The 21,512-nt window shown below is 37.7% G+C and carries 21 protein-coding genes and 2 tRNA genes; 12 read left to right on the top strand and 11 right to left on the bottom strand.

Going from position 1 to position 21,512, the window contains the following annotated elements; genetic code table 11:
* Nucleotides 1-232: 232 nt before the first annotated feature.
* Both WBM70_RS02150 and WBM70_RS02145 read right to left on the bottom strand, forming a co-directional pair.
* Nucleotides 233-883 (bottom strand): porin family protein, encoded by a 651-nt coding sequence (locus WBM70_RS02150; protein ID WP_424556873.1) that lies wholly within the window; start codon nucleotides 881-883, stop codon nucleotides 233-235.
* 594 nt (nucleotides 884-1,477) lie between these two features.
* A complete protein-coding gene (locus WBM70_RS02145; protein WP_424556872.1) occupies nucleotides 1,478-1,822 on the bottom strand; it encodes a hypothetical protein in 345 nt (114 codons plus the stop codon).
* A 137-nt stretch (nucleotides 1,823-1,959) separates the two neighbouring features.
* Between WBM70_RS02145 and WBM70_RS02140 the strand changes: the two genes are divergently transcribed.
* Both WBM70_RS02140 and WBM70_RS02135 read left to right on the top strand, forming a co-directional pair.
* On the top strand, nucleotides 1,960-2,181 hold the full coding sequence (locus WBM70_RS02140; RefSeq protein WP_424556871.1) for a hypothetical protein: 222 nt from the start codon (nucleotides 1,960-1,962) through the stop codon (nucleotides 2,179-2,181).
* A 139-nt stretch (nucleotides 2,182-2,320) separates the two neighbouring features.
* On the top strand, nucleotides 2,321-2,695 hold the full coding sequence (locus WBM70_RS02135; protein WP_424556870.1) for a YbgC/FadM family acyl-CoA thioesterase: 375 nt from the start codon (nucleotides 2,321-2,323) through the stop codon (nucleotides 2,693-2,695).
* 18 nt (nucleotides 2,696-2,713) lie between these two features.
* Here the strand turns inward: WBM70_RS02135 and WBM70_RS02130 are convergent, their stop codons facing one another.
* The 4 genes from WBM70_RS02130 to WBM70_RS02115 form a co-directional block, all read right to left on the bottom strand.
* A complete protein-coding gene (locus tag WBM70_RS02130; RefSeq protein ID WP_424556869.1) occupies nucleotides 2,714-3,139 on the bottom strand; it encodes a hypothetical protein in 426 nt (141 codons plus the stop codon).
* Between the two features lie 209 nt (nucleotides 3,140-3,348).
* Nucleotides 3,349-5,919 (bottom strand): bifunctional aconitate hydratase 2/2-methylisocitrate dehydratase, encoded by a 2,571-nt coding sequence (acnB, locus tag WBM70_RS02125; protein ID WP_424556868.1) that lies wholly within the window; start codon nucleotides 5,917-5,919, stop codon nucleotides 3,349-3,351.
* A 167-nt stretch (nucleotides 5,920-6,086) separates the two neighbouring features.
* Nucleotides 6,087-8,318 carry a DNA translocase FtsK 4TM domain-containing protein gene (locus tag WBM70_RS02120; RefSeq protein ID WP_424556867.1) on the bottom strand — a complete coding sequence of 744 codons (2,232 nt, stop codon included), beginning with the start codon at nucleotides 8,316-8,318 and terminating at the stop codon, nucleotides 6,087-6,089.
* A 145-nt stretch (nucleotides 8,319-8,463) separates the two neighbouring features.
* A complete protein-coding gene (locus WBM70_RS02115; protein WP_424556866.1) occupies nucleotides 8,464-9,660 on the bottom strand; it encodes an NAD(P)/FAD-dependent oxidoreductase in 1,197 nt (398 codons plus the stop codon).
* 145 nt (nucleotides 9,661-9,805) lie between these two features.
* Here WBM70_RS02115 and WBM70_RS02110 point away from each other — a divergent pair.
* The 6 genes from WBM70_RS02110 (at nucleotide 9,806) to hisS (ending at nucleotide 12,859) form a co-directional block, all read left to right on the top strand.
* Nucleotides 9,806-9,890: transfer RNA gene (locus WBM70_RS02110), tRNA-Leu, on the top strand.
* A 19-nt stretch (nucleotides 9,891-9,909) separates the two neighbouring features.
* Nucleotides 9,910-9,985, top strand: a tRNA-Gly gene (locus WBM70_RS02105).
* Nucleotides 9,986-10,064: 79 nt separating this feature from the next.
* Nucleotides 10,065-10,586: a UbiX family flavin prenyltransferase gene (locus tag WBM70_RS02100; protein ID WP_424556865.1), complete on the top strand. Its 522-nt coding sequence runs from the start codon at nucleotides 10,065-10,067 to the stop codon at nucleotides 10,584-10,586.
* A 1-nt stretch (nucleotide 10,587) separates the two neighbouring features.
* Nucleotides 10,588-11,070 carry a pantetheine-phosphate adenylyltransferase gene (coaD, locus tag WBM70_RS02095; RefSeq protein ID WP_424556864.1) on the top strand — a complete coding sequence of 161 codons (483 nt, stop codon included), beginning with the start codon at nucleotides 10,588-10,590 and terminating at the stop codon, nucleotides 11,068-11,070.
* Nucleotides 11,070-11,651: a dTMP kinase gene (tmk, locus tag WBM70_RS02090; RefSeq protein ID WP_424556863.1), complete on the top strand. Its 582-nt coding sequence runs from the start codon at nucleotides 11,070-11,072 to the stop codon at nucleotides 11,649-11,651. The genes coaD and tmk overlap by 1 nt, the downstream gene beginning before the upstream one ends.
* The gene (hisS, locus tag WBM70_RS02085) at nucleotides 11,648-12,859 is read left to right on the top strand and encodes a histidine--tRNA ligase (RefSeq protein ID WP_424556862.1); all 1,212 of its coding nucleotides are present in this window, start codon (nucleotides 11,648-11,650) and stop codon (nucleotides 12,857-12,859) included. The genes tmk and hisS overlap by 4 nt, the downstream gene beginning before the upstream one ends.
* 28 nt (nucleotides 12,860-12,887) lie before the next feature.
* Here the strand turns inward: hisS and WBM70_RS02080 are convergent, their stop codons facing one another.
* The 5 genes from WBM70_RS02080 to WBM70_RS02060 all read right to left on the bottom strand — a co-directional run bounded on the left by WBM70_RS02080 (nucleotide 12,888) and on the right by WBM70_RS02060 (nucleotide 17,008).
* A complete protein-coding gene (locus WBM70_RS02080; protein WP_424556861.1) occupies nucleotides 12,888-13,484 on the bottom strand; it encodes a porin family protein in 597 nt (198 codons plus the stop codon).
* Between the two features lie 168 nt (nucleotides 13,485-13,652).
* Nucleotides 13,653-14,234 (bottom strand): ABC-type transport auxiliary lipoprotein family protein, encoded by a 582-nt coding sequence (locus WBM70_RS02075; RefSeq protein WP_424556860.1) that lies wholly within the window; start codon nucleotides 14,232-14,234, stop codon nucleotides 13,653-13,655.
* Nucleotides 14,231-15,142: an MlaD family protein gene (locus tag WBM70_RS02070; protein WP_424556859.1), complete on the bottom strand. Its 912-nt coding sequence runs from the start codon at nucleotides 15,140-15,142 to the stop codon at nucleotides 14,231-14,233. Before WBM70_RS02070 ends, WBM70_RS02075 begins: the two co-directional genes overlap by 4 nt.
* On the bottom strand, nucleotides 15,135-15,908 hold the full coding sequence (locus WBM70_RS02065; RefSeq protein ID WP_424556858.1) for an ABC transporter ATP-binding protein: 774 nt from the start codon (nucleotides 15,906-15,908) through the stop codon (nucleotides 15,135-15,137). Before WBM70_RS02065 ends, WBM70_RS02070 begins: the two co-directional genes overlap by 8 nt.
* Nucleotides 15,905-17,008, bottom strand: coding sequence for an MlaE family lipid ABC transporter permease subunit (locus tag WBM70_RS02060; protein WP_424556857.1), 1,104 nt, complete (start codon nucleotides 17,006-17,008; stop codon nucleotides 15,905-15,907). The genes WBM70_RS02065 and WBM70_RS02060 overlap by 4 nt, the downstream gene beginning before the upstream one ends.
* A 70-nt stretch (nucleotides 17,009-17,078) precedes the next feature.
* On the opposite strand from WBM70_RS02060, the gene speA reads away from it, so the two are divergent.
* The 4 genes from speA (at nucleotide 17,079) to WBM70_RS02040 (ending at nucleotide 21,243) form a co-directional block, all read left to right on the top strand.
* Nucleotides 17,079-18,944: a biosynthetic arginine decarboxylase gene (speA, locus tag WBM70_RS02055; RefSeq protein WP_424556856.1), complete on the top strand. Its 1,866-nt coding sequence runs from the start codon at nucleotides 17,079-17,081 to the stop codon at nucleotides 18,942-18,944.
* A 2-nt stretch (nucleotides 18,945-18,946) separates the two neighbouring features.
* A complete protein-coding gene (gene cysE / locus WBM70_RS02050; RefSeq protein ID WP_424556855.1) occupies nucleotides 18,947-19,648 on the top strand; it encodes a serine O-acetyltransferase in 702 nt (233 codons plus the stop codon).
* A gap of 68 nt (nucleotides 19,649-19,716) precedes the next feature.
* Nucleotides 19,717-20,883, top strand: a complete 1,167-nt coding sequence (locus WBM70_RS02045; protein ID WP_424556854.1) for a pyridoxal phosphate-dependent aminotransferase — start codon at nucleotides 19,717-19,719, stop codon at nucleotides 20,881-20,883.
* Between the two features lie 117 nt (nucleotides 20,884-21,000).
* Nucleotides 21,001-21,243, top strand: a complete 243-nt coding sequence (locus WBM70_RS02040; RefSeq protein WP_424556853.1) for a hypothetical protein — start codon at nucleotides 21,001-21,003, stop codon at nucleotides 21,241-21,243.
* Nucleotides 21,244-21,512: the final 269 nt, after the last annotated feature.

Here is a 21,512-nt window from a genome sequence, read left to right as displayed (position 1 = left end):
TAAAGAAGTTAAATTAGCTATAGCTCAAAATCCAAGTACTTCAAAATCAACTTTAATGAATCTATTTGATGAAGGTGACATTATAAGTATTGAAGCACGTAAGAATTATGATTATCAACAAGCTTTAAAAAATCAAAAGAAATAGAGATAGAGTTTTAAAGTGAAAATACTATTTTTTAGAAGTACGCATAGTATAGATCTGCTAAGCCAAGAGGCTTAGCATAAAGTGTTCTTAGAATGTGTAATTTACACCGAAATTAATATTATCAACAGAAACATTTGTTCCGTATAAATTAACACGTGTATCTTCATCATCAACTATTGATGAATAGTCAATAAACACAGCCCAATTGTCTGTGAAAGCGTAATCTGCACCTATACCCCAAGAGAAGCCATCAATATCGTCTGAAGTAAATGTTCCGCCAGCAGGATTATCATAATCTGCACTAGTTGAACCATAACCAAGTAGTGCATAAATGTTGATTGCATCTGTTACTGGGTACATAGGTTTTACATAAAGACCCCATGAATCTACTGTTACATCAGAGCTAAGACCATTTGTCCACCCTAAGTCATTGCTAGAGCTTATACCAAATGAGTATCTACCTTCAACAGCTATATAAGGGTTGAATTTATAACCCGCATCGATCATAAATGCACCAAAATCAGCGTCAACACTAGTTGTTGTAAGAGCAGTGTCCGCATCGTGATCCATTGATAGGTTGTTCCAACCATATGCTGCACCAATATAAAAACCACCTACTTTTGCTGGTTCCATATATGGTGTTTCTACTACAGGTTCTACCGGTGCTATATCTCCACCTGCGATTGCAAATGTACTCATTGCCAAAATTGCTACTAATGAAAGGTTAAACTTTTTCATTGTATCTCCTTAATAATTTAATTACACTATATTATACCATATCTTTCGCACTCTGAGTATCCACAAACGGCAACTTTAAGTAATTGTATTTTTAGATACTACTTAAAAGCTATTTTCTTTCCTTGGTCATGAAAACTTTATGATCTAACATAGGATATAAGGTTATTCGCTTACAGTCATGATACAATCGCGAAACAGTTTAAAGATCTAATTAATGAAGGAGATAAACGATATCTCTATCAATTACTTCACACCTTTGCATCTTTAATGATATCATATGGTGAAGAGATAATCTGGGTGTCTAAAATGATGGCACATAAGAGTGCTAACATTACTTTAAAAGTATATGCTAAAGCCTATAAGGTTTTAAAAGATAAAAATTTACAAAAAAAGAGAGCTTCTTTTTTGGATGACTGACACAAATCCGGCACCGCCAATATTCCAATATACGATAAGCCCCAGAAAATAGGAGAAAACAGGTGAAAATTCGAGTTTATTATGATTACTCTTCTTGTCCTACAATTGCCGGAAATTGTAGGAAATAAAGACTTCTATTTTTAAAAATTTTCTGTATTGTAGGAAATTAAGTGAAATTTAGTGACCGTTTTGGGGGACGTTTTCATCAGATAGTTCAAGATTTATACATGGCTTGAGCATTCCGAACAATTCAAAATCTCTTCCACTTTTATAGCATAGTGTTTCTCCAGAATGATCTAAAAATACAAAATGCTCATAACTTCTATATTCTTTCTGTACATGAGGAGAAAAAACAACGTACTTCGCTTTATCTAATAAAGGACAATTCTGACATTCAGAATGATATTTATCACAATTGTCATCTACAATTTTTATATCTAATACCTCTTTTTGAAGAGAATCTTTTAATATAGACTGTAGATTTGGTAGTTCTGATTCAATATTTGTATATTTGATATTCATTATATCTCCTTGAATTTTAATAACATATTTATTCTTAAATTAGGTTTAAAATTTTGAATTTAAGTATATTGTAGATCTAATGAAAAAAGCGGGCGCCTGCAAACAGTATATGATTTAGATGAAGATATTGGTGAGCTATGGACATGTTCAATAGCTATAAAATAGAAACAGTATATGAAGCCAATGTTCTTCATGAGGATGGTGAATTTAAAACGATGACCTTTGATAGTGAGGACGATTATAAAAAGTATATCAGCCCTTGTCGTGATGAGAATCAGATTGAAGATATGGTTGAGGGTTTTTTGAGGAAAAGAGATAAAAAGGTTTACTATGACCCACTATTTAAAATAGCCTTTTGACGTGGTTATCTAATATATTTCTGTACAATACACTAAAGTACAATCAAAAAACACTTTCAGTTTCAAACATTTTAGTGACCGTTTTATTGTCCGCTAAATTATAAAAGGCTCGATAGTGAAGTATACAAAGGGGTTTAGCATGAAGATTAGGGTCTATTATGAAGATACAGATGCAGGAGGGATCGTTTATCATACGAATTATATAAAATATTGTGAACGTGCACGCTCAGAGATCTTTTTTCAAAGAGGTATAAAACCTACATTAGGTGACAAGAGTGGGTTTGTTGTACGTGACCTTAAGGCTAGTTTTTTAGCCACTTCTGCATTGGGGGATACCCTAGAGGTTACCTCGAGCATTTTAACGCTTAAAAGTTCATCACTCGTATTACTACAAGAAGTATGGAAAGAGGAAATAAAAGTCTTTAGTATGGAAGTGACGTTAGTCTATGTAGATCAGGGAAAACCTTGTCGTATACCTGAAAAATTCAGAGATATTTTTAAAGAAGTCCTCTAAAAATATCCCTAAAGCATCTTAAGTTAATAAAAGATGTGTGACAGCAACTGCAAATGCTGATGCACCAATATACCCAGCACCAAATAAAAATGAAGAGATGAGTTTAAGTAGTGGTTGGAATCTCCATTTAAGCAGTAAAATAACAAGTGAACCGATCATAGATGGTAAAAATACATATGCCATGAGATGTCCTAAGCCGAAGCCATTTGGTATTAGAATTTGTGTTGAGATCAGAAGACCAATAACAAATACACCAACAATATACATTGCCATATATTTAATAGTACCGTATTTAGTTAAACTATCGTCCAAACTAAGTTCTTGAGTAAAAGCATCCTTAATATCAGAAAAGTCAGAATCTTTTAATGACATTTCTTCAGCAATCAAAAAAAGAATGAAGCTTGCGAAATACCCTATACCTATAGAAATCATTAACATACCCATGTTGAATCCTTTAATTTATTATTTATAACTCAATTTATTGTAACTAAAATAATATAATATTAATTTTAATTATATGATTAGTTAAGAAAATATAGCTATTTTCTAGAAAAGGTATATTGTATTATAGTAAGTAAAGAAGGGAAAATTGAAAATAGGGATTAAAGTTTCCTACCTTAAAAAAGGTAGGAAGTGAAAAAATTCGGTGGTGACTACTCAACCATCGCTTCAAGTTCCTCTTTAGAAACCTTGTTGAAGTTTAGGTATTTGTAGATATCATCACTCATTTCTGGCTTGATCTTATCTGCTACGATCTTTGCATATTCAGCAGCAGTTGGTAATTTACCTTTAAGTGCAACAACAGCTGCAAGCTCAGCAGAACCAAGATAAACTTGTGAACCTTTACCAAGTCTGTTATCGAAGTTTCTTGTTGATGTTGAGAATACCCATGCATTTTGCTTAACAGCTGCCTGGTTACCCATACATAAAGAACATCCTGGAGGCTCGATACGTGCACCTGCCATCCCGAATACTGAGTAGTAACCTTCTTCAGTCAATGTCTTCTCATCCATTTTAGTTGGAGGACAGATCCAAAGTTTAGTTTCAACTGGACCTTCACCTCTTAGTACTTCTGCATTTGCTCTAAATAGACCAATGTTTGTCATACAAGAACCAACAAATACTTCATCCATCTCTATTCTAAGTCCTGCTTCGTGAACTTCAGTCAATGTTTTTACATCATCCGGATCATTTGGACAAGCAACGATCGGCTCAGTGATCTCAGACATATTGATCTCAATTACGGCTGCATACTCTGCATCAGCGTCTGCTTCAAGAAGTACTGGGTTTGCGATCCAGTCTCTCATTTTTTGTGCACGTCTTTCAAGTGTAGCTTTATCTTCATACCCTTGAGCGATAAGTTCTTCGATAAGTGCAACGTTTGATGATAGGTATTCAATCACAGGCTCTTTATCAAGTTTTACTGTACATGCAGCAGCTGAACGCTCTGCAGATGCATCAGAAAGCTCAAATGCCTGCTCTGCTTTAAGTTGTTCAAGACCTTCTATCTCTAAAATACGCCCTGCAAAGATGTTTTTCTTACCAGCTTTTTCAACAGTCAGAAGACCATCTTTAATCGCTTGGTGAGGAATAGCATTTACCATATCACGCAGTGTGATACCTGGTTGCATTTCACCTGAGAATTTAACTAATACTGATTCTGGCATAGTAAGTGGCATCATACCTGTAACTGCTGCAAATGCCACAAGTCCAGAACCAGCTGGGAATGAGATACCTATAGGGAATCTTGTGTGACTATCTGCACCAGTACCAACAGTATCAGGCATACACATACGGTTCAACCATGAGTGGATAACACCATCACCTGGTCTAAGAGTAAACCCTTTTCTATCAGTCATAAAGTCTGGAAGTGTGTGCTGAAGCTTGATATCTGCAGGCTTTGGATATGCAGATGTGTGACAGAATGACTGAAGTACAAAGTCTGCACCAAAACTAAGTGCTGCAAGGTCTTTCACTTCATCTCTAGTCATCGCACCTGTTGTATCTTGAGATCCAACAGTTGTACATACTGGCTCAGAGTAAACACCTGGTTTAACACCCTCAATACCAGCAGCTTTACCTACCATTTTCTGTGCAAGTGTAAATCCTTTACCGTTATCAGCAGGAACATCCGGAGTCATGAAGATATCTCCAGCATCCATACCTAATGCTTCTCTAGCTTTAACAGTAAGACCTTTACCGATGATAAGTGGTACACGTCCACCTGCTCTCATCTCATCTGGAAGTGTGTTTGGTTCAAGTTTAAACTCAGAAACAACTTTTCCATCTCTCTCGATCACACCATCAAAAGGCTTAAGTGTGATCACATCACCAGTATTAAGCTCTCCTGTTGGTGCTTGAATAGGTATACATCCACCATCTTCTGCAGTGTTAAAGAAGATCGGTGCAATGATATCACCGATAACTACACCACCTGTTCTTTTACCAGGGATAAAAGGAATATCTTCTCCCATATGCCATTGAAGTGAGTTGATACCAGATTTTCTTGATGAACCTGTACCTACAACATCACCAACATATACAAGTGGGTTTCCTTTTTCTTTGAGTTCTTTCATAGTATCTAGTGGATTATCCATCCTATTTACTAGGAATGAGTTTGCATGAAGAGGCACATCTGCTCTTGTAAATGCTTCAGATGCAGGAGAAAGGTCATCTGTATTTGTTTCACCAGGGATTTTGTACACAGTAAGTGTGATCTCTTTTTCCATCTCTGGTTTGTTGTAGAACCACTCAGCATTTGCCCATGATTCAACGATCTCTTTAGCCAATGCATTACCCTCATCCATAAGTGCTTTAACATCGTTAAATGAATCATAAACAAGAAGTGTATTTTTAAGTTGTGTTGCTGCTGATTCAGCTACTGCTGCATCAGATGATTTAAGTGCATCAACAAGTGGTGCCACGTTAAATCCACCAAGCATAGTTCCTAAGATCACTGTTGCTTCAACAGCATTGATCTCAGTACATGATACATTTCCTTGAATGATATCATTCAAAAATGCTGCTTTAATATAAGCTGCATCATCCACACCTGCAGGAATTTTATTTTTAAATAACTCCATAGCATATTCGCTATCTGCGATAGGACTTGCTTTAAGTAGTTCAACAAGTTCGGCTGTTTGTTCAGCCGTCAATACTAGTGGTGGTACCCCTAGTTCAGCACGCTCAGCTGTGTGAGCTTTATATTCTTCTAATAAGGCCATAATGGTCTCCTGTTTATAGTTTTGTATGCAGATGTTAGCAGAAAATGGTTGTAATACCAAAATTATAAGTTGAAGGCATAAAAGAGATAATTTTTATGTGTCGGATGGTTACAGAAAAAGTACCAAATTCATTTTAAAAAAGGTACTTTTTCATAAATAACAGGAAATTAGACGATTTCTCTGTTACCTTTTGCGTTAGGTGCACTTAATACACCCTTCGCCTCAAGTTGTTCTATAATGTTGGCAGAACGGTTGTAGCCAATTTGCAGTTTACGCTGCAGGTAGGAGATAGAAGTTTTATTGTCTGTCAACACCACTGACTTCGCTTCTTCATAGAGAGGATCAAGCTCTATATCTCCACCCTCACCGTCACTTGCACCTGCTCCCCCTGCGACAAGGTAACTTTCATCATATTCAGGTGCACGTTGGGCTTTAAGGAACTCAACGATCTCTTCGATCTCTTCTTCCGTGTTCCATGGCGCATGTAAACGTACCAGACCTGTGGCACCTGGAGGTGTAAAGAGACCATCACCACGTCCAAGTAGGCTCTCCGCACCCATTGCATCCAAGATCACTTTAGAGTCTATACGTTGTCCTACACGGTAACTTAACCTTGATGGGAGGTTGGCCTTAATAAGTCCTGTAACAACATCCACACTAGGTCTTTGGGTCGCAACGATAAGGTGTATACCACTTGCTCTTGCCATCTGTGCAAGTCTTGCTATAGAGTACTCTACCTCTTTACCACCATTCATCATAAGGTCAGCCAATTCGTCTATCACAACGACAATAAAAGGGAAAGGCTCTGCAGAACCATCGGCTTTTACTTTTTCATTATAGTTATCTATATTTTTTGTACGGTTCTCCGCCATCAACTTATAACGACGTTCCATCTCTCCTACCATATTGGAAAGTGCTGCGATGGCTTTTTTAGGCTCCGTGATGACTGGTGTGATCAAATGCGGTATATCATTATAGATTGAAAATTCCAGCATTTTTGGATCAATAAGCATCAGCTTCAACTGATCAGGATCATTTCTGTAAAGTAAAGAGAGGATCATCGCATTGATACCTACTGATTTACCAGAACCTGTTGTACCTGCTATAAGCAGATGCGGCAGTTTTTTGATATCTGTAATGAACGGTTTACCTACGATATCTTTACCAAGTGATACAGTCAAAGGAGAACTAGAGTTTTTAAACAGATCACTCTCAAGTATCTCACGAAGATAAATGGTATCTATGCTTTCATTTGGTATCTCTATACCGACTACATCACGCCCCGGAATCGGTGCCTGTATACGGATGGTTTCAGCTGAAAGTGCCATAGCAAGGTCATCTTGAAGGTTTAAAATTTTAGAGACTTTGACATGAGGTGCCGGCTTAAACTCAAATGTGGTCACCAAAGGCCCGCTGTAAGTACGTACAACATCACCATCTACTTTAAACTGTTCCAGTTTTGCAAGTAGCTCTTCTATTTTTCTGTCTATCTCTGCTTCATTTACTTTTTTTCTTGTCTTAGGCGCTTTTTGTAAAAAGTCCAATTTAGGCAGTTTAAAGTTTTTAGGTTTTACTACCGCACCCTTATCTATCTGCTCCATAAGTTTAGAGTTTTCTTCAAGCTCATTCACTATCTCTACATTTGAGCTGTTCATGATAGCTTTCTCTTCTACAGTACTCATTTCCATCTCATGTTCAAGTTCTAATATCTCATTCAATACAGGATCTTCTGTCTCATCAGGGGCTTGTGCTTTTACCTCTTTTGGTTTAGCCAAAGCTTTTTGCGCAGCTGACTTTCTTTTTACACGTGTTTTCTTTGGTTTCTCTTCTACTACATCAAGCACAGGCATCATTTCATCTTCAAGAGAAGGTGAAGCAAAAGGATTTGTAAATATCTTTTTTAATACTTTTCCAACAACTGCAAAAAACTTTCCTATCCAAGTAAAAGAGAGTGAAAACTTAGGTTTTTTCATCTTGAAGCCGGAGAAATTGAAATCATCGTCTATAATGAAAACCAAAGAGAGTGCCATGATCATCAACCAAAACAACCAAAGCCCTGCTTTACCGATGAGAGGGTATAAAAACTCCACTATCTGTGTACCTATGAAACCTCTATCTTGCGCTTCCAAGACCAAAGCACTAAAGAGTATTAGTGCAATGAAGAAGAGTAGCCAACCCAAATAAAAATCGATATTTTTTCTGACACGCACATCGGTATAAAGTTTATAAAGAGGATAAAATAAAACAAAAATATTGATAAACGCAAGGTGCCCAAATAAATGGAGATTGGTATCTCCTATTTTTTTCCCGATATCACCCACCAATGCTGTTTCATGGAAAATGGTAGAAAATGCAGCATAAATAAAAAGTACAGCTGTAATAATAATCGTAATTTTCAATTGTATCCCTAATTTAATATTAAATAATGAAGATATTATAACAAATTAAAATAAGTCAGCTATGAAAAAGTGTCAAAATATCATATTTACCTTCATATCAAGGTTAAATACGATTGATTCTGTACATTATCTCACTAAACAATCTCTATCTGATACGATTTTTAAACCCAGTATTAATACGGAAACGTAGTCCTAGATAATACGCATGTGTGATCGCTTTTTTGAGTAGATAGGCAATATATCCTTTTACCTTTATGTATTTGAACATTTCACCTACTGCATATTTCCCTCCTAATGCAATAAATATACCCTGCACATCAGCATCAAACGCTTGAGACTCCACACCGTCTATTCTTTGACGTATAGTTTTTGCCACATATTCTGCACTCTTTTCAGCAACTTGTGCAGTTGGTGGCAAGATATTCTCCTCACTGTCTTTGATCTGAACGCAATCACCTATGGCAAACACCTCTTCATGATCTTGAATATTGAGTTCAGGAGAAGCGATAAGCTGATTGATACTATTTTTCTCATTCTTCACACTATCATTTAATTCTGCTGCTTTGATCCCGCCTGTAAAGATCATAAAACTATAAGGGATCTTCTCTCCATTTTTAAAATAGATATGTGATCCATCTACACTGTTGATAAAAGCACCGGTCAATATCTTTACACCCAATGATTCCAATCGTTTCTTCGTCTTCTCAATACTGTATTTTCCCATACCAGGAAGTATCGTGTCACTTGCATCAATCAGATATATGTGTATCTCTTTTGCAGTATCCCCTATGGTTTTACTGTAAGTCTCTAAGACATAAGCCATTTCAGCAGCCACTTCCACTCCACTTAGCCCTGCTCCTCCCACGGCAATGTTGAGTTCACCCTCTTGATATCCTTCTTCATGTCTCAATTTTTTATAGATAAGGTCCTCAAATTCCACTCTAAAATTATGTGCTCTTTGCAAATTCTTTACACCATAACTGTTCTCTCTTAGACCCTTAATGAATGAGAAGAAATGTGTTTTCGCTCCCGTAGCAATGATCAGATAATCATAAGATAGCTCATTATCATCTAAATATACGATCTTCTCCTCAAAATTGACAGAAGTGGCCTCTTTGTGAATAAATGTTACTCTATCTTTAAACCCTTCACACCAATTCTTCAGATCAATGGCAACCTCATGCACATCAAATCGACCTGCTATGTAACCATAAGCTTCAGTTTGTAAATAGTGATAGGGATTTTTATCGATCAGAGTAATCGCAATATCTTCATATTTATATAGTGTTTCAATAGCACGAAGTCCACCATAGCCTCCGCCAATTACCATTACTTTTTTCATCGATCACTATCCCCAAGATTTATTTTAAGGATATTTTACTCAAATACTCTAAATGTAGTGACTTCATGAGGTAATTTATGCCTATCTGACTAACCCTTCTTTAAGCACATACCATGTAAAATCCCATCTACATTTTATAATGTACGCCGCAGTGATGGAACTGGTAGACTTGGTAGACTCAAAATCTTCTGCTTTCGGGCGTGTCGGTTCGAATCCGACCTGCGGTACCACCAAAATATACGCATTTATGCGGGCGTAGCTCAGTGGCTAGAGTTCCTGCCTTCCAAGCAGGCTGTCGAGGGTTCGAATCCCTTCGCCCGCTCCATGCATATTAATCTTTTACTTAAATCCCAAACTCTTAATTTCTTTTGCTATAATCCTTTTAATAAAATATAAGGCAATTCATGAAACTTGTAGTAGCGATTACTGGTGCATCTGGTGTTCAGTTAGGTAAGAAGTTTGTTGATTTTTTACCTGAGGATATTGAAGTCCATGTGGTCGTTTCTGATAATGCGCTCACCGTAGAATCGTTTGAGAATAAACAAGTCACCCTACATTCAAGTGGGAACATTGCAGCATCGATCTCGTCTGGTTCTTTTAGGGTAGATATGACAGCTATCATTCCTTGCAGTATGAATACGTTGGCGAAAGTCGCATGCGGTATCAGTGATAACCTCCCTACACGTGTGGCAGCAGTAGCAATTAAAGAGCAAAAAAAGTTGCTTCTTGCTCCAAGAGAGTTACCCTTTTCTGCCATTGCATTGGAAAATATGCAAAAATTAGCCGCCCTTGGAGTTATCATTGCTCCGCCTGTCATGGGATACTACTCAGAATCATCTTCTCTGGAAGATATGGAAAAATTTATCATCGGTAAATGGTATGATGTGTTAGGCATAAAAAATAATCTTTATGAAAGATGGAGTTAATATGAGTAATATCAGAAGAGCGATCTATCCTGGGACTTTTGATCCCATAACCAATGGACATTTGGATATCATCAGACGCGCTTCTCACATGTTTGATGAGATCATCGTTTCTGTGGCAGTTAGCCAGGAAAAAAAGCCCATGTTTTCACTAGAACAACGTATAGAGATGGTTAAAGCTGCAACAAAAGACTATCCGAGTGTATCGGTGATCGGATTTGACAGTCTTCTGATCGATCTCTCAGATAAACTCGAAGCCAATATTATCATTAGAGGACTTAGAGCCGTCAGTGACTTTGAGTATGAACTTCAAATGGGTTATGCCAATACTTCACTTAAGGAAGAGTTGGAGACTGTCTATCTGATGCCTAGCCTTCAGCATGCTTTTGTCAGTTCTTCTGTAGTACGTTCCATTTTACACTTTGATGGCAAAATAGATCACCTCGTACACGATGACGTGTTAAAACTCATAAAGTGTAAACTCTAATGTATGTACTATTTGAAGGCATAGACACCTGTGGCAAGAGTACACAGATCAACCTCATCTCACAAAAGCACCCTGAGATCATCATCACACATGAACCTGGCGGTACTGCATTTGGGAAAAAAGCCAGAGAAATACTTCTTTCTGACTCCTTAGCCTCCAAGCGTGCGGAACTTCTGCTCTTCTTGGCTGACAGAGCGGAACACTACCAAGAGGTCATCTCTCCTAACAAGGATAAGGTCATACTCTCTGACAGAGGATTTCTCTCTGGGATAGGATATGCCCTTGCCAATGGTAATTTTGATTTTGATGAACTTGTAAGCCTTAACAAATTTGCCCTTGAAGGGCATTTCCCAGACAAGGTCATCTTATTTTTAACAGATATGAAAACCTTGGAAGAGCGAACTTCGGCTAAAAATTTAGATGGTATTGAACTTAGAGGATTAGAGTACCTTTTAACGGTACAAGAACATATGAAACAAAGTATCCTCAAACTTGGTATACCTCATCTCTTTGTAGATGCAACAGAAGATATAGAAACGATACACACACATATAACAGATTATTTAAGGAACACACTATGATCAACCCACTTAGAGGCATGAAAGACCTTACTTTTGACGAGAGCCAACGCTTTGTACACATCGTAACCACTGCCATAGGTGTAGCAAAAAAGTATGGTTATAGCTACATAGAAACACCTATACTTGAAGAGACTTCTCTGTTTAAACGTTCAGTGGGTGAAAGTTCTGATATTGTAGGTAAAGAGATGTACCAGTTTGAAGACAAAGGGGGTAACGATGTTTGTATGCGTCCGGAAGGAACTGCAGGGATAGTACGTGCTTTTGTCTCTGCCAAACTTGACCGTCAACCAGTCAAACATAAGTTTTACTATTATGGACCTATGTTCCGCTATGAAAGACCACAGAAAGGTCGTCTAAGAGAATTTCATCAGTTTGGTTGTGAAAGTTTTGGCGAGGGTTCTGTCTATGAAGACTTTACCATTATCACGATGATCAGCCAGATCTTCTCTGAACTAGGGATAGGTTTTGATCTTCAGATAAACTCACTAGGATGTGTGGAGTGTATGCCTCCATATAAAAAGAACCTTGTAAATTTTCTCACAGAGATCAAAGATGAATTATGTGAAGACTGTAATAGACGTATTGACACGAACCCTATACGTGTGCTTGACTGTAAGAACCAGAAATGCCAATCACTATTGGTTAATTCTCCAAAGCTCATTAATAACCTTTGTGAAGAATGCGATAGTGACTTCAACAAACTCACTGCCCTACTTGACAAAGCAGGCATAAAATACCAAGTAGATACAAACCTTGTAAGAGGGTTGGATTACTACAACAAAACAGCCTTTGAGTTTGTCAGTAATGACATTGGTTCACAGTCAGCTATCGCAGGTGGTGGACGTTATGACAAATTGGTAGAATTCTTGGATGGCAAACCTACACCAGCAGTAGGTTTTGCTATAGGTATAGAACGTATCATGGAACTTGTACAGATGCCTGAGGTTGAAAAAAACGGCATCTACTTGGGAGCTATGGCCGAAGAAGCTATTGAAGTCCTGTTTCCTATAGCTACATCTAAACGTAAAGAGACAAAAGTAACACTTGAGTATACTTCAAAAGGTTTCAAAAGCCATATGAAAGGTGCAGATAAGGTCAATGCACGCTATGCTGTTCTTATAGGTGAAGATGAATTGAAAAATGGTACAGTTTGGGTCAAAGACTTAGAGAGTAAAGAGGAAAAAACCATTCCTGTTGAAGCATTTTAAACGATTCAACAAAGAACGTTTAAATCATTTAAAAATTATACATCACACCTAGAAAAATCGAATCACCTCGTGGTCCTTCTATCGTAGCATGCTCATACTCAGCAATCAGTTTATAGGTGTGGTTCAGTGCTACTTCCATACCTACACCATAGTTGAACCCATCTTCATTATTATCAATATGTAGATCTTTGATCTCTTCGATCTCATGTTCATACCCTGCTTTTACAAACATACCAAAAGTATGTGTAAAATCATACGTATAGACAAGATCCAATGCATGTGTATAGTAAGTTGCTTTAGCTTCATGCATAGTATGACCATGCTCTATTTCGGTCACTGTATTACGTGAATAAGAAAAATCATATTCTAATGCAAATCCATGTCCTAGTCTATATCCAATGTCAATACCATAACCATAATCTCTGTCTCCATCGAGTTGGGCATCTCCATGACCAACTTTGTCTCCCATGATCATAAGCACTTTGGGAATCACATAGAACTTTGACTCAGCTTCATGTGTCATCACTTCTGGTTCATGTGCCTCTACAGGTGCTATATCTCCCCCTGCAAAAAGTTGTGTCGTAAATTGTGCAGACAAGGCAACGGCAAGCAATACTTTTTTCATTTAGTCTCCTTTATATAACCCCTATTAAAAAGTTAGGGTTATATGTTAATACTAATATGCTTAAATAAACAATTTTACTTATGAATAAGAGGCATCGTGATAAGAAACTTTTATTTTATTGGATTTTTCTACTATATTCACAAATAAAACATATTAAATGTATCAATTTTACTTAAGCCAATCCATTAGATCGCTACTCAATTTTGATACTGCTACATTCGTAGCACTCACATATCCTTTTGCATCGGTTGTCGGTGTCGATTCTGAATAACTGAACCTTTTACTTTTGACCAGGTTTCCAGTCTCTGTATTTATGAGATTGAACTGTATAGAAACAACAGCATTTGAGTGTTCGCCTCGTACTCTATGCTGAAATGCAAAGATAGTACTCTCAAGCCTGTAATCTTCTTTTACAGTTGACGTATCGGATAATACGACTTTAAAGAGCTTACTCTCATCTAAAACCTCTACAAATGTACCTTGTAAAAGTTTTCTCATGTTGTTGGACCACTCAGAGTTTTGATAATTCCCGCTATCGATACTGCTGTAAGAGAAATTCATTTTTTGCGATACCTTGTCTTTTAAGCTCTGCGGGTATGTGACTTTAATACTTTTATTTTTATACCTATTTCCATATACGGCAGTGACAGTAGGTGTATCTAAACTATAGACTTTAAGTGCCGGTTCTTTTGTACACCCCAGGAGTCCTATAAGTATAATGATAAATGCTAATGGTTTACTTATTTTCATTCGCCTGGTCCTCTTCTTGATTCTCTGGATTTGAACAACAGATCACTTGGGTTATTTTCTAAACTTCGCGACATATCATTAAGCTGATCTATGAGTATACCGATATCTATAAGTATCGGTTCAAAGATCTTTTTGAAATTATAATCCCCATCGGCTATGCTCTTCTCTATTTTAAGAGCAACACGGTTAAAGTTTTTACTTGTTTCTTTTAATGTATCGATCGTAGGAACAGTGACTTCTTTAATATCAGAAATATCTTTAGTGACTTTAGCCATGGAAATTCTAAACTCTTTGAGGGTCATATTTACTTCTTCAAGAGAAACCATGACCTTATCTTCCAGCTCTGTAGCTCTTGCTGTCACTTTTTCTGTATTCTCAAGGATATTTCCCATCGTTTCAATGTTATGGTCTGAAAGCAATTTCTGACTCTGAAGTAAAAGATCTTCGATTTTTGAACCTACGCCATTAATATCACCTGTCAACTTAGTAAGAAAGGAGGGTTTGGTATTGATAAGTGGAATGTACTCTTCTGTAGGTACTAAGGTTTTTGCTGCGTTTGTACCACCGTCTATCTCTATAGATAAAAGACCTGTCACACCAAACATTTGAGTATGTGCTACCATATCCTCTTTGATAGGTATACCCTTCTTGATCTTCACGACGACTTCAACTGTTTCTATATTTTTGGGATTAATGTTTATTTGACTAACAGTACCGACATCCACACCACGTAATTTTACATTAGAATCTATGGAAAGTCCTGAAACAGATTCACTGATTTCGAGTCGATAGGTATCAAACTCTTGCTGTAGATCATACTTGGCAAGCCAAAAAGCAAACCATACCATGCCCGTGCCAAAAATTAATACGAAAATACCTACAATAGTATAATTGACTCTACTATACATCTTTCACCTTGTCTTTAAACCTCTCTTTTGTGTACTCATTCTTAAAGAACTCTTCCACAAAGGGATGTTGTGATTGTAACACATTTTCAAGTGAACCTTCTGCCACTACCTGTTTATCTGCCAAAACAGCCAACCTGTCCACAATGCTGAAAATGCTCTCCAAGTCATGTGTGATCATTACCACAGTGATACCTAACAAGTCTCTCAACTCTACAATGAGTGCATCAAAATTTCGTGCACCTATAGGATCAAGTCCGGATGTGGGTTCATCCAAAAAGAGTAATTTTGGCTCCATCGCTAAAGCCCGTGCAAGTGCAGCACGTTTGACCATACCTCCACTCAATTGGGAAGGGTAAAGTGCTCCTACATGTGCTTCCAGTCCGACAAGAGCCAACTTGGATCGCACCAGTTTATTTCTCATGGACTGTGATATCTTTGTATACTCTTTGAGCTGTACTTCTATATTTTCAGCGATGGTCAAAGAAGAGTAAAGAGCTCCAAACTGAAAAAGTACACCCCAGTCGCTCCGCAAAGCCTGAGCATCATCAAAATTGATCTCACTAAGGATTTTACCTAAGACTGTCACTTCTCCTGCAGTAGGTTCCAAAAGCATGATCATCTCTTTCATAAGTACTGATTTACCTGAACCACTTTCACCTAAAATTGCATAGATCTCATTTTCATCGATATGTAAATTAATCCCGTCATGGATGGTTCTTTCACCAAACCTTGTCACAACACCTTCTACATTAATCACAGGGTTCATAGGCCAAGTTCCGTAAATATCACTGAGAAAAGTGCATCAAAAGCAATAACCAAAAAGATAGAGTTTACCACTGAAGCAGTGGTCTGTAATCCTATACTCTCTGTATTATGTGCTACTTGAAATCCTCTGAAGCATCCTATAGATGCAATGAGAAAGGCGAAAACCGGTCCCTTCATCATACCCAGCAGATAATGTTTTACTTCCAATACTTCATAGACTCTTTCGATAAAAAGTGTTGGAGAAATACCCAGTTGTATACTTGATGCAACCATACCACCCAAGATACCGATAATATCAGCAAAGAATATCAACAATGGCAGTGAGATCATTAAAGCAAAAACACGTGGAAGAACGAGAAAAGTATAGGGGTCAAACCCCATTGTACGCATGGCAGCTATCTCTTCAGTGATCTTCATAGCCCCAATTTCGGCGGTATAAGCAGAACCACTTCGACCTGCAATGACAATAGCCGTTATCATCGGTCCCAACTCTCTTGTAATAGAAATGGCTACCGTATCTACAATAAAAATATCTGCACCAAACTTGGCCAACTGTACGGCCCCCTGATAAGATATGACCATACCGACCAGAAATGAAGTTAATGCGATGATAATGACGGCATTGAATCCTGATTGATGAATATGGTACACCGTCTCTTTAAAACGTATATCTTTAGGATGAATAAATGTATGGAACATGGCATAAAAAAGATGTCCAATAAAAGTAGTAAAACTCTTCAGATCGTTATAGGCTTCAAATGCATTTCTACCTAGCTTCTCAAGATAGGATTTTTTTGCAGGTACTTCGATCTGTGGAAGATTCTTATTAAGGAGGTCATACATATCCTTTTGATTGTCACTGTAACCAATCACTTCGATATCTGTTTCTTTTTGAAATCGTTCAAGATGTTCTATAAAAAGCAGTACACCTGCACTATCAAAATCATTTACCCCAGAAAGATCCCAGATAATCTTTTTATCACAGGGGACTTTAAGCAGTTCTATTTCGATTTGACGTACAGCGTTAAGCATCCATTCCCCCGTAGAGATAAGCTTAATATGATGCTGGTCTGCTTCAACTGTTAAGAACTGTTTCTTCATAAGAACAATTATAGGTAAGATTCGATTAAGTTTTGCTATAATTATCATTATTAAAAGTGAGGATACGAACATGAAAAAATTTGGTTTAGACATTTGGGGTGATAATAACTTTATCATTCAGGATGATACTATCAATATCAATCATGCGTCTAAACCTTCATTGCTTGAAATAACTACAGAGATACGAGAAAAAGGTTACAAAGGTCCCCTTCTCCTTCGTTTTCCCCATCTCATAGAAAAACAGATATCAACACTCTTTAAGACCTTTAACAAAACCAAAAAAGACTTTCACTATAAAGGTGACTTTCATGCTGTTTTTCCACTCAAGGTCAATCAGTTCCCTAACTTTGTACATGCCCTTATGGATGTCTCTCAGAACTATAACTATGGTTTAGAAGCAGGAAGTAAAGCCGAGCTTATCATTGCGGTGACACAAACGCCATTGGGTGCGCCTATCACAGTGAATGGTTTTAAAGACAAAGAGATGATATCTCTGTGTTTTATCGCTGCAAAGATGGGTCACAACATTACCATTACCATAGAAGGATTAGGTGAACTTGAAACCATTATTCAGGTGAACCAAGAGTTCAATGATGGTATCGAAACGCCTATCTCTCCTAAGATCGGTGTACGGATAAGACTACATAGTTCCGGTATCGGAATATGGGCAAAAAGCGGTGGATACAGTTCTAAGTTCGGGCTCACCTCTACAGAACTTCTTGAAGCCTATGAGATGCTGAAAAAGAATGCCCTTTTGGATTCTCTTTGGATGATACATTTCCATATAGGCTCACAGATGGGAGACATCGCTCCATTGAAAAAGGCATTGAGAGAAGCAGGCAACATTTATGCTGACCTCAAAAATCGTGGGGCAACTGCACTGGGAGCCATCAACATCGGTGGTGGACTTGCCGTGGAATACAGCCAGCATCCTCATAATCAGGAGAGAAACTATTCCCTCAAAGAGTTTGCCAATGATGTGATCTACTTAATGCAAGAGATCTCCAAACGCAAAGGGGTAGAAGAACCTGATATCTTTACAGAATCAGGGCGTTATATAGCCGCGTCTCATTCTGTACTTGTAGCCCCGGTACTTGAACTCTTTTCTCAGGAATACCATGAAAAAGGCCTGCGTTTAAAAGAGGTGAACCCTCCTCTCATCCAAGAGCTTTATGACCTGTTCAACAGTCTCAAACGTGAAAATGCCAGAGAGTACCTTCATGATGCACTAGACCATATGGAAAGCTTGCTCACACTGTTTGACCTCGGGTACATAGACCTCGAAGACCGTTCAAACACAGAGATACTTGTGAATCTCATCATCAAAAAAGCCATCTCTTTACTTAAGGATGAAGACACGGATGAACTGAACAAACTGCAGGACCGTATCCAAGAGAAGTATCTGGTCAACTTTTCTGCCTTCCAGTCACTGCCTGATTTTTGGGGGTTGGCACAACATTTCCCTATCATGCCCCTTGACAAACTTCATACCAAACCAACCAATCCTGCAAGTATCTGGGATATCACCTGCGACAGTGATGGAGAGATAGGCTTTAACCGTGACTTGCCTCTTTACCTGCATGACATAGATGTGAGTCAAGAAGAGTACTTTCTTGCTTTTTTTCTTACCGGAGCCTACCAGGAAGTACTGGGGATGAAACATAATCTCTTCACTCACCCTACAGAAGCAGTGATTGCTTTCGATGAAGATGGAAAGTATCAAATAGAAGATCTTATCGAGGCACAAAACCTCATGGATGTACTGGATGACTTGGACTATGATACAAATATTATGGATAAGACACTCAAGTACCGTATAGAAGAATCTGAACTGTTGGGTAAAGAAGAAAAAAGAGATCTTTTGGGTAAACTTTACCTTTATTTAAGTGAAAATAGCTATCTTAAGACCATTCAAGCCATAGACGAGGAACATTAACAGTGAATCCATTTACTCTGATCAAAGAAGACTTTCTTAATGTAAAAAGAAATGACCCTGCATTGCATTCAACCTTTGAACTCTTTTTTAACTACCCAGGGTTATGGGCATTGCTTTTTCATCGTTTGGCACACTCACTTTACAAAAAAGGACTGAGATTCCTTCCACGACTTATCTCTGCTATTGGACAGTTTCTAACGGTCATAGACATACACCCTGCAGCGACTATTGGTCATAGGGTTTTCATTGACCATGGTGTGGGAGTTGTTATTGGTGAAACTGCTATCATCGGTGATGATGTTATTATCTACCAGCAAGTAACCTTGGGTGGAGTGAGTACAAGCAAAGGAAAAAGACACCCTACTGTTGAAAATGGTGTAGTCATAGGAGCAGGTGCTAAAATACTTGGAAATATCACTATAGGTGAAAACTCAAAAGTAGGTGCAAATTCCGTTGTAGTTAAAGATGTACCTTCAGACTCTACTGCCATAGGCATACCTGCGCGTGTACTTAAACGCGGATTTGATAAGACACCACTTAGCCATAACAAGATCCCGGATGTTAACAAAGAGATCTTTGAATATCTGCTCAAACGTCTTGCCATTGTTGAAACAGCCGTTGAAACGGGTGACCATAAACATATCAAAGAAAAAGATCATGAACTTGAAGAACTTTATGATAACTTTATCCATGCAATGGATTAGATCCTTCTGTTGCTTTTTTTAACGCATTTTTTGATATAATTATTTAAATTATAATCAAAGGTTTTTACATGCTTTCAGATCGTATACAAACACTATCTCCCTCACTCACTATCGCTATCTCTTCACTTGCCCGTGATTTAAAAGCGCAAGGTAAAGATATTCTTTCTTTCTCTGCCGGTGAACCAGACTTTGGAACACCACAACGCATCAAAGATGAAGCCATTAAAGCTATCAATGATGGATTTACACAATACACTGCGGTACCAGGTATACCAGAGCTTTTAGAAGCTGTAGCAACAAAGCTCAAAAGAGACAATAACCTCGAGTATGCTCCTTCAGATATCATTGTGAGTAATGGTGCCAAGCAGTCACTCTTCAACCTTTTTCAAGCTGTACTCAATGTAGGTGACGAAGTGATCATTCCTGCACCCTACTGGGTAACGTACCCTGAACTGGTCAAATATGCAAGTGCTGTACCGGTCATCATAGAAACAGATGAGATCGCTGGGTTCAAGATCACGGCAGAACAGCTCAAAGCTGCTATTACGCCTAAAACAAAAATGCTCATCCTTACATCACCATCCAATCCTACTGGTTCTGTCTATTCAGAATCTGAACTTCGTGCATTGGCTGAAGTGCTTGAAGGCACTGATATTATTGTTGCTAGTGATGAAATGTATGAAAAACTTGTTTATGACATTGATTTTATTGCCGCTGCAAGTATCAGTGAGGACATGTATCAAAGAACTGTGACCATCAATGGTCTTAGTAAATCTGTAGCCATGACAGGATGGCGTTTTGGATACTTGGCAACTCCAAACCAAGAACTTATCTCTGCTATGAACAAGCTTCAGAGTCAAAGTACATCAAACATCAACTCAATTACGCAAAAAGCAGCTATCCCGGCACTGCTTGGTGAAGTAGATACGGAGATCGAACAAATGAGAAGAGCTTTTGAGGGTAGAGCTGAAGAAGCGGTAAAACTTTTCAATGAGATCAATGGTCTTTCCGTACTTAAACCGCAAGGTGCTTTTTACCTCTTTGTAAACATCAAAGATGTCAGCAATGACTCTATAGAGTTCTGTAAAGAACTTCTTCAGGCTACTGGAGTGGCTGTAGTACCAGGTATCGGTTTTGGTGCTGAAGGGTATTTTAGATTCTCATTCGCTACAGATATTACAACGATCCGTGAGGGTATCAGACGTATTGAAAAGTTTGTTGAGAGTAAAAAGTAAAGCTTTTTTACTCTACACACAGTTCCCATTAAAAATTATAAAGACTAAGATAATATGTGTATATCAGCTTTTAAAAAGTACTATTTCCGTTTAATTACTATCCTATTGTTAGGATATTTGTTTTTTAATCCTAATTTTGACATCAATACAGGTGTATTGATCGTGATATTTATACTTGTCGGAATTATGGGTGTTTTCATTAAATGTCCCAAGTGTGGACAGATCATTGGCAGTACAAAAAGTGGTTTGCCTTATATACCATTAAAACATACCTGCCGTCACTGTGGACAAAATACCAATGTTTGTAAAGTAGAAGAGGACAGCGTAACCAATAAAAGACTTCAGAAAATCAATAAATAGGTAAAAGTATTTTATCTTAGAGCATCTCGCTTTACAGCACAAAAATTTCCTGAGTAGTATCTAATCCAAAAATGAGTCACATAATATATAAGTTAGAGAATTGTTAACAAGAAAACCTTATAAAGTTATATATTTTATAAGGTTTTGGAAAATAAGATATTGAAATGTAAAAGAAGTATCATACCTCCCGTTATTTGCTTTACTTTTAACTACCTTATAATATAAAGCATAACCTACTTAGGAAACAAAAACTGGATCTGTGCTCTCAT

Origin of the sequence: Sulfurovum sp. (assembly GCF_049668085.1) — a bacterium.
Classification (GTDB): domain Bacteria; phylum Campylobacterota; class Campylobacteria; order Campylobacterales; family Sulfurovaceae; genus Sulfurovum.
The sequence above is the reverse complement of the archived record's forward strand: the minus strand, read 5'-3'. Positions and strand labels throughout refer to the sequence as shown.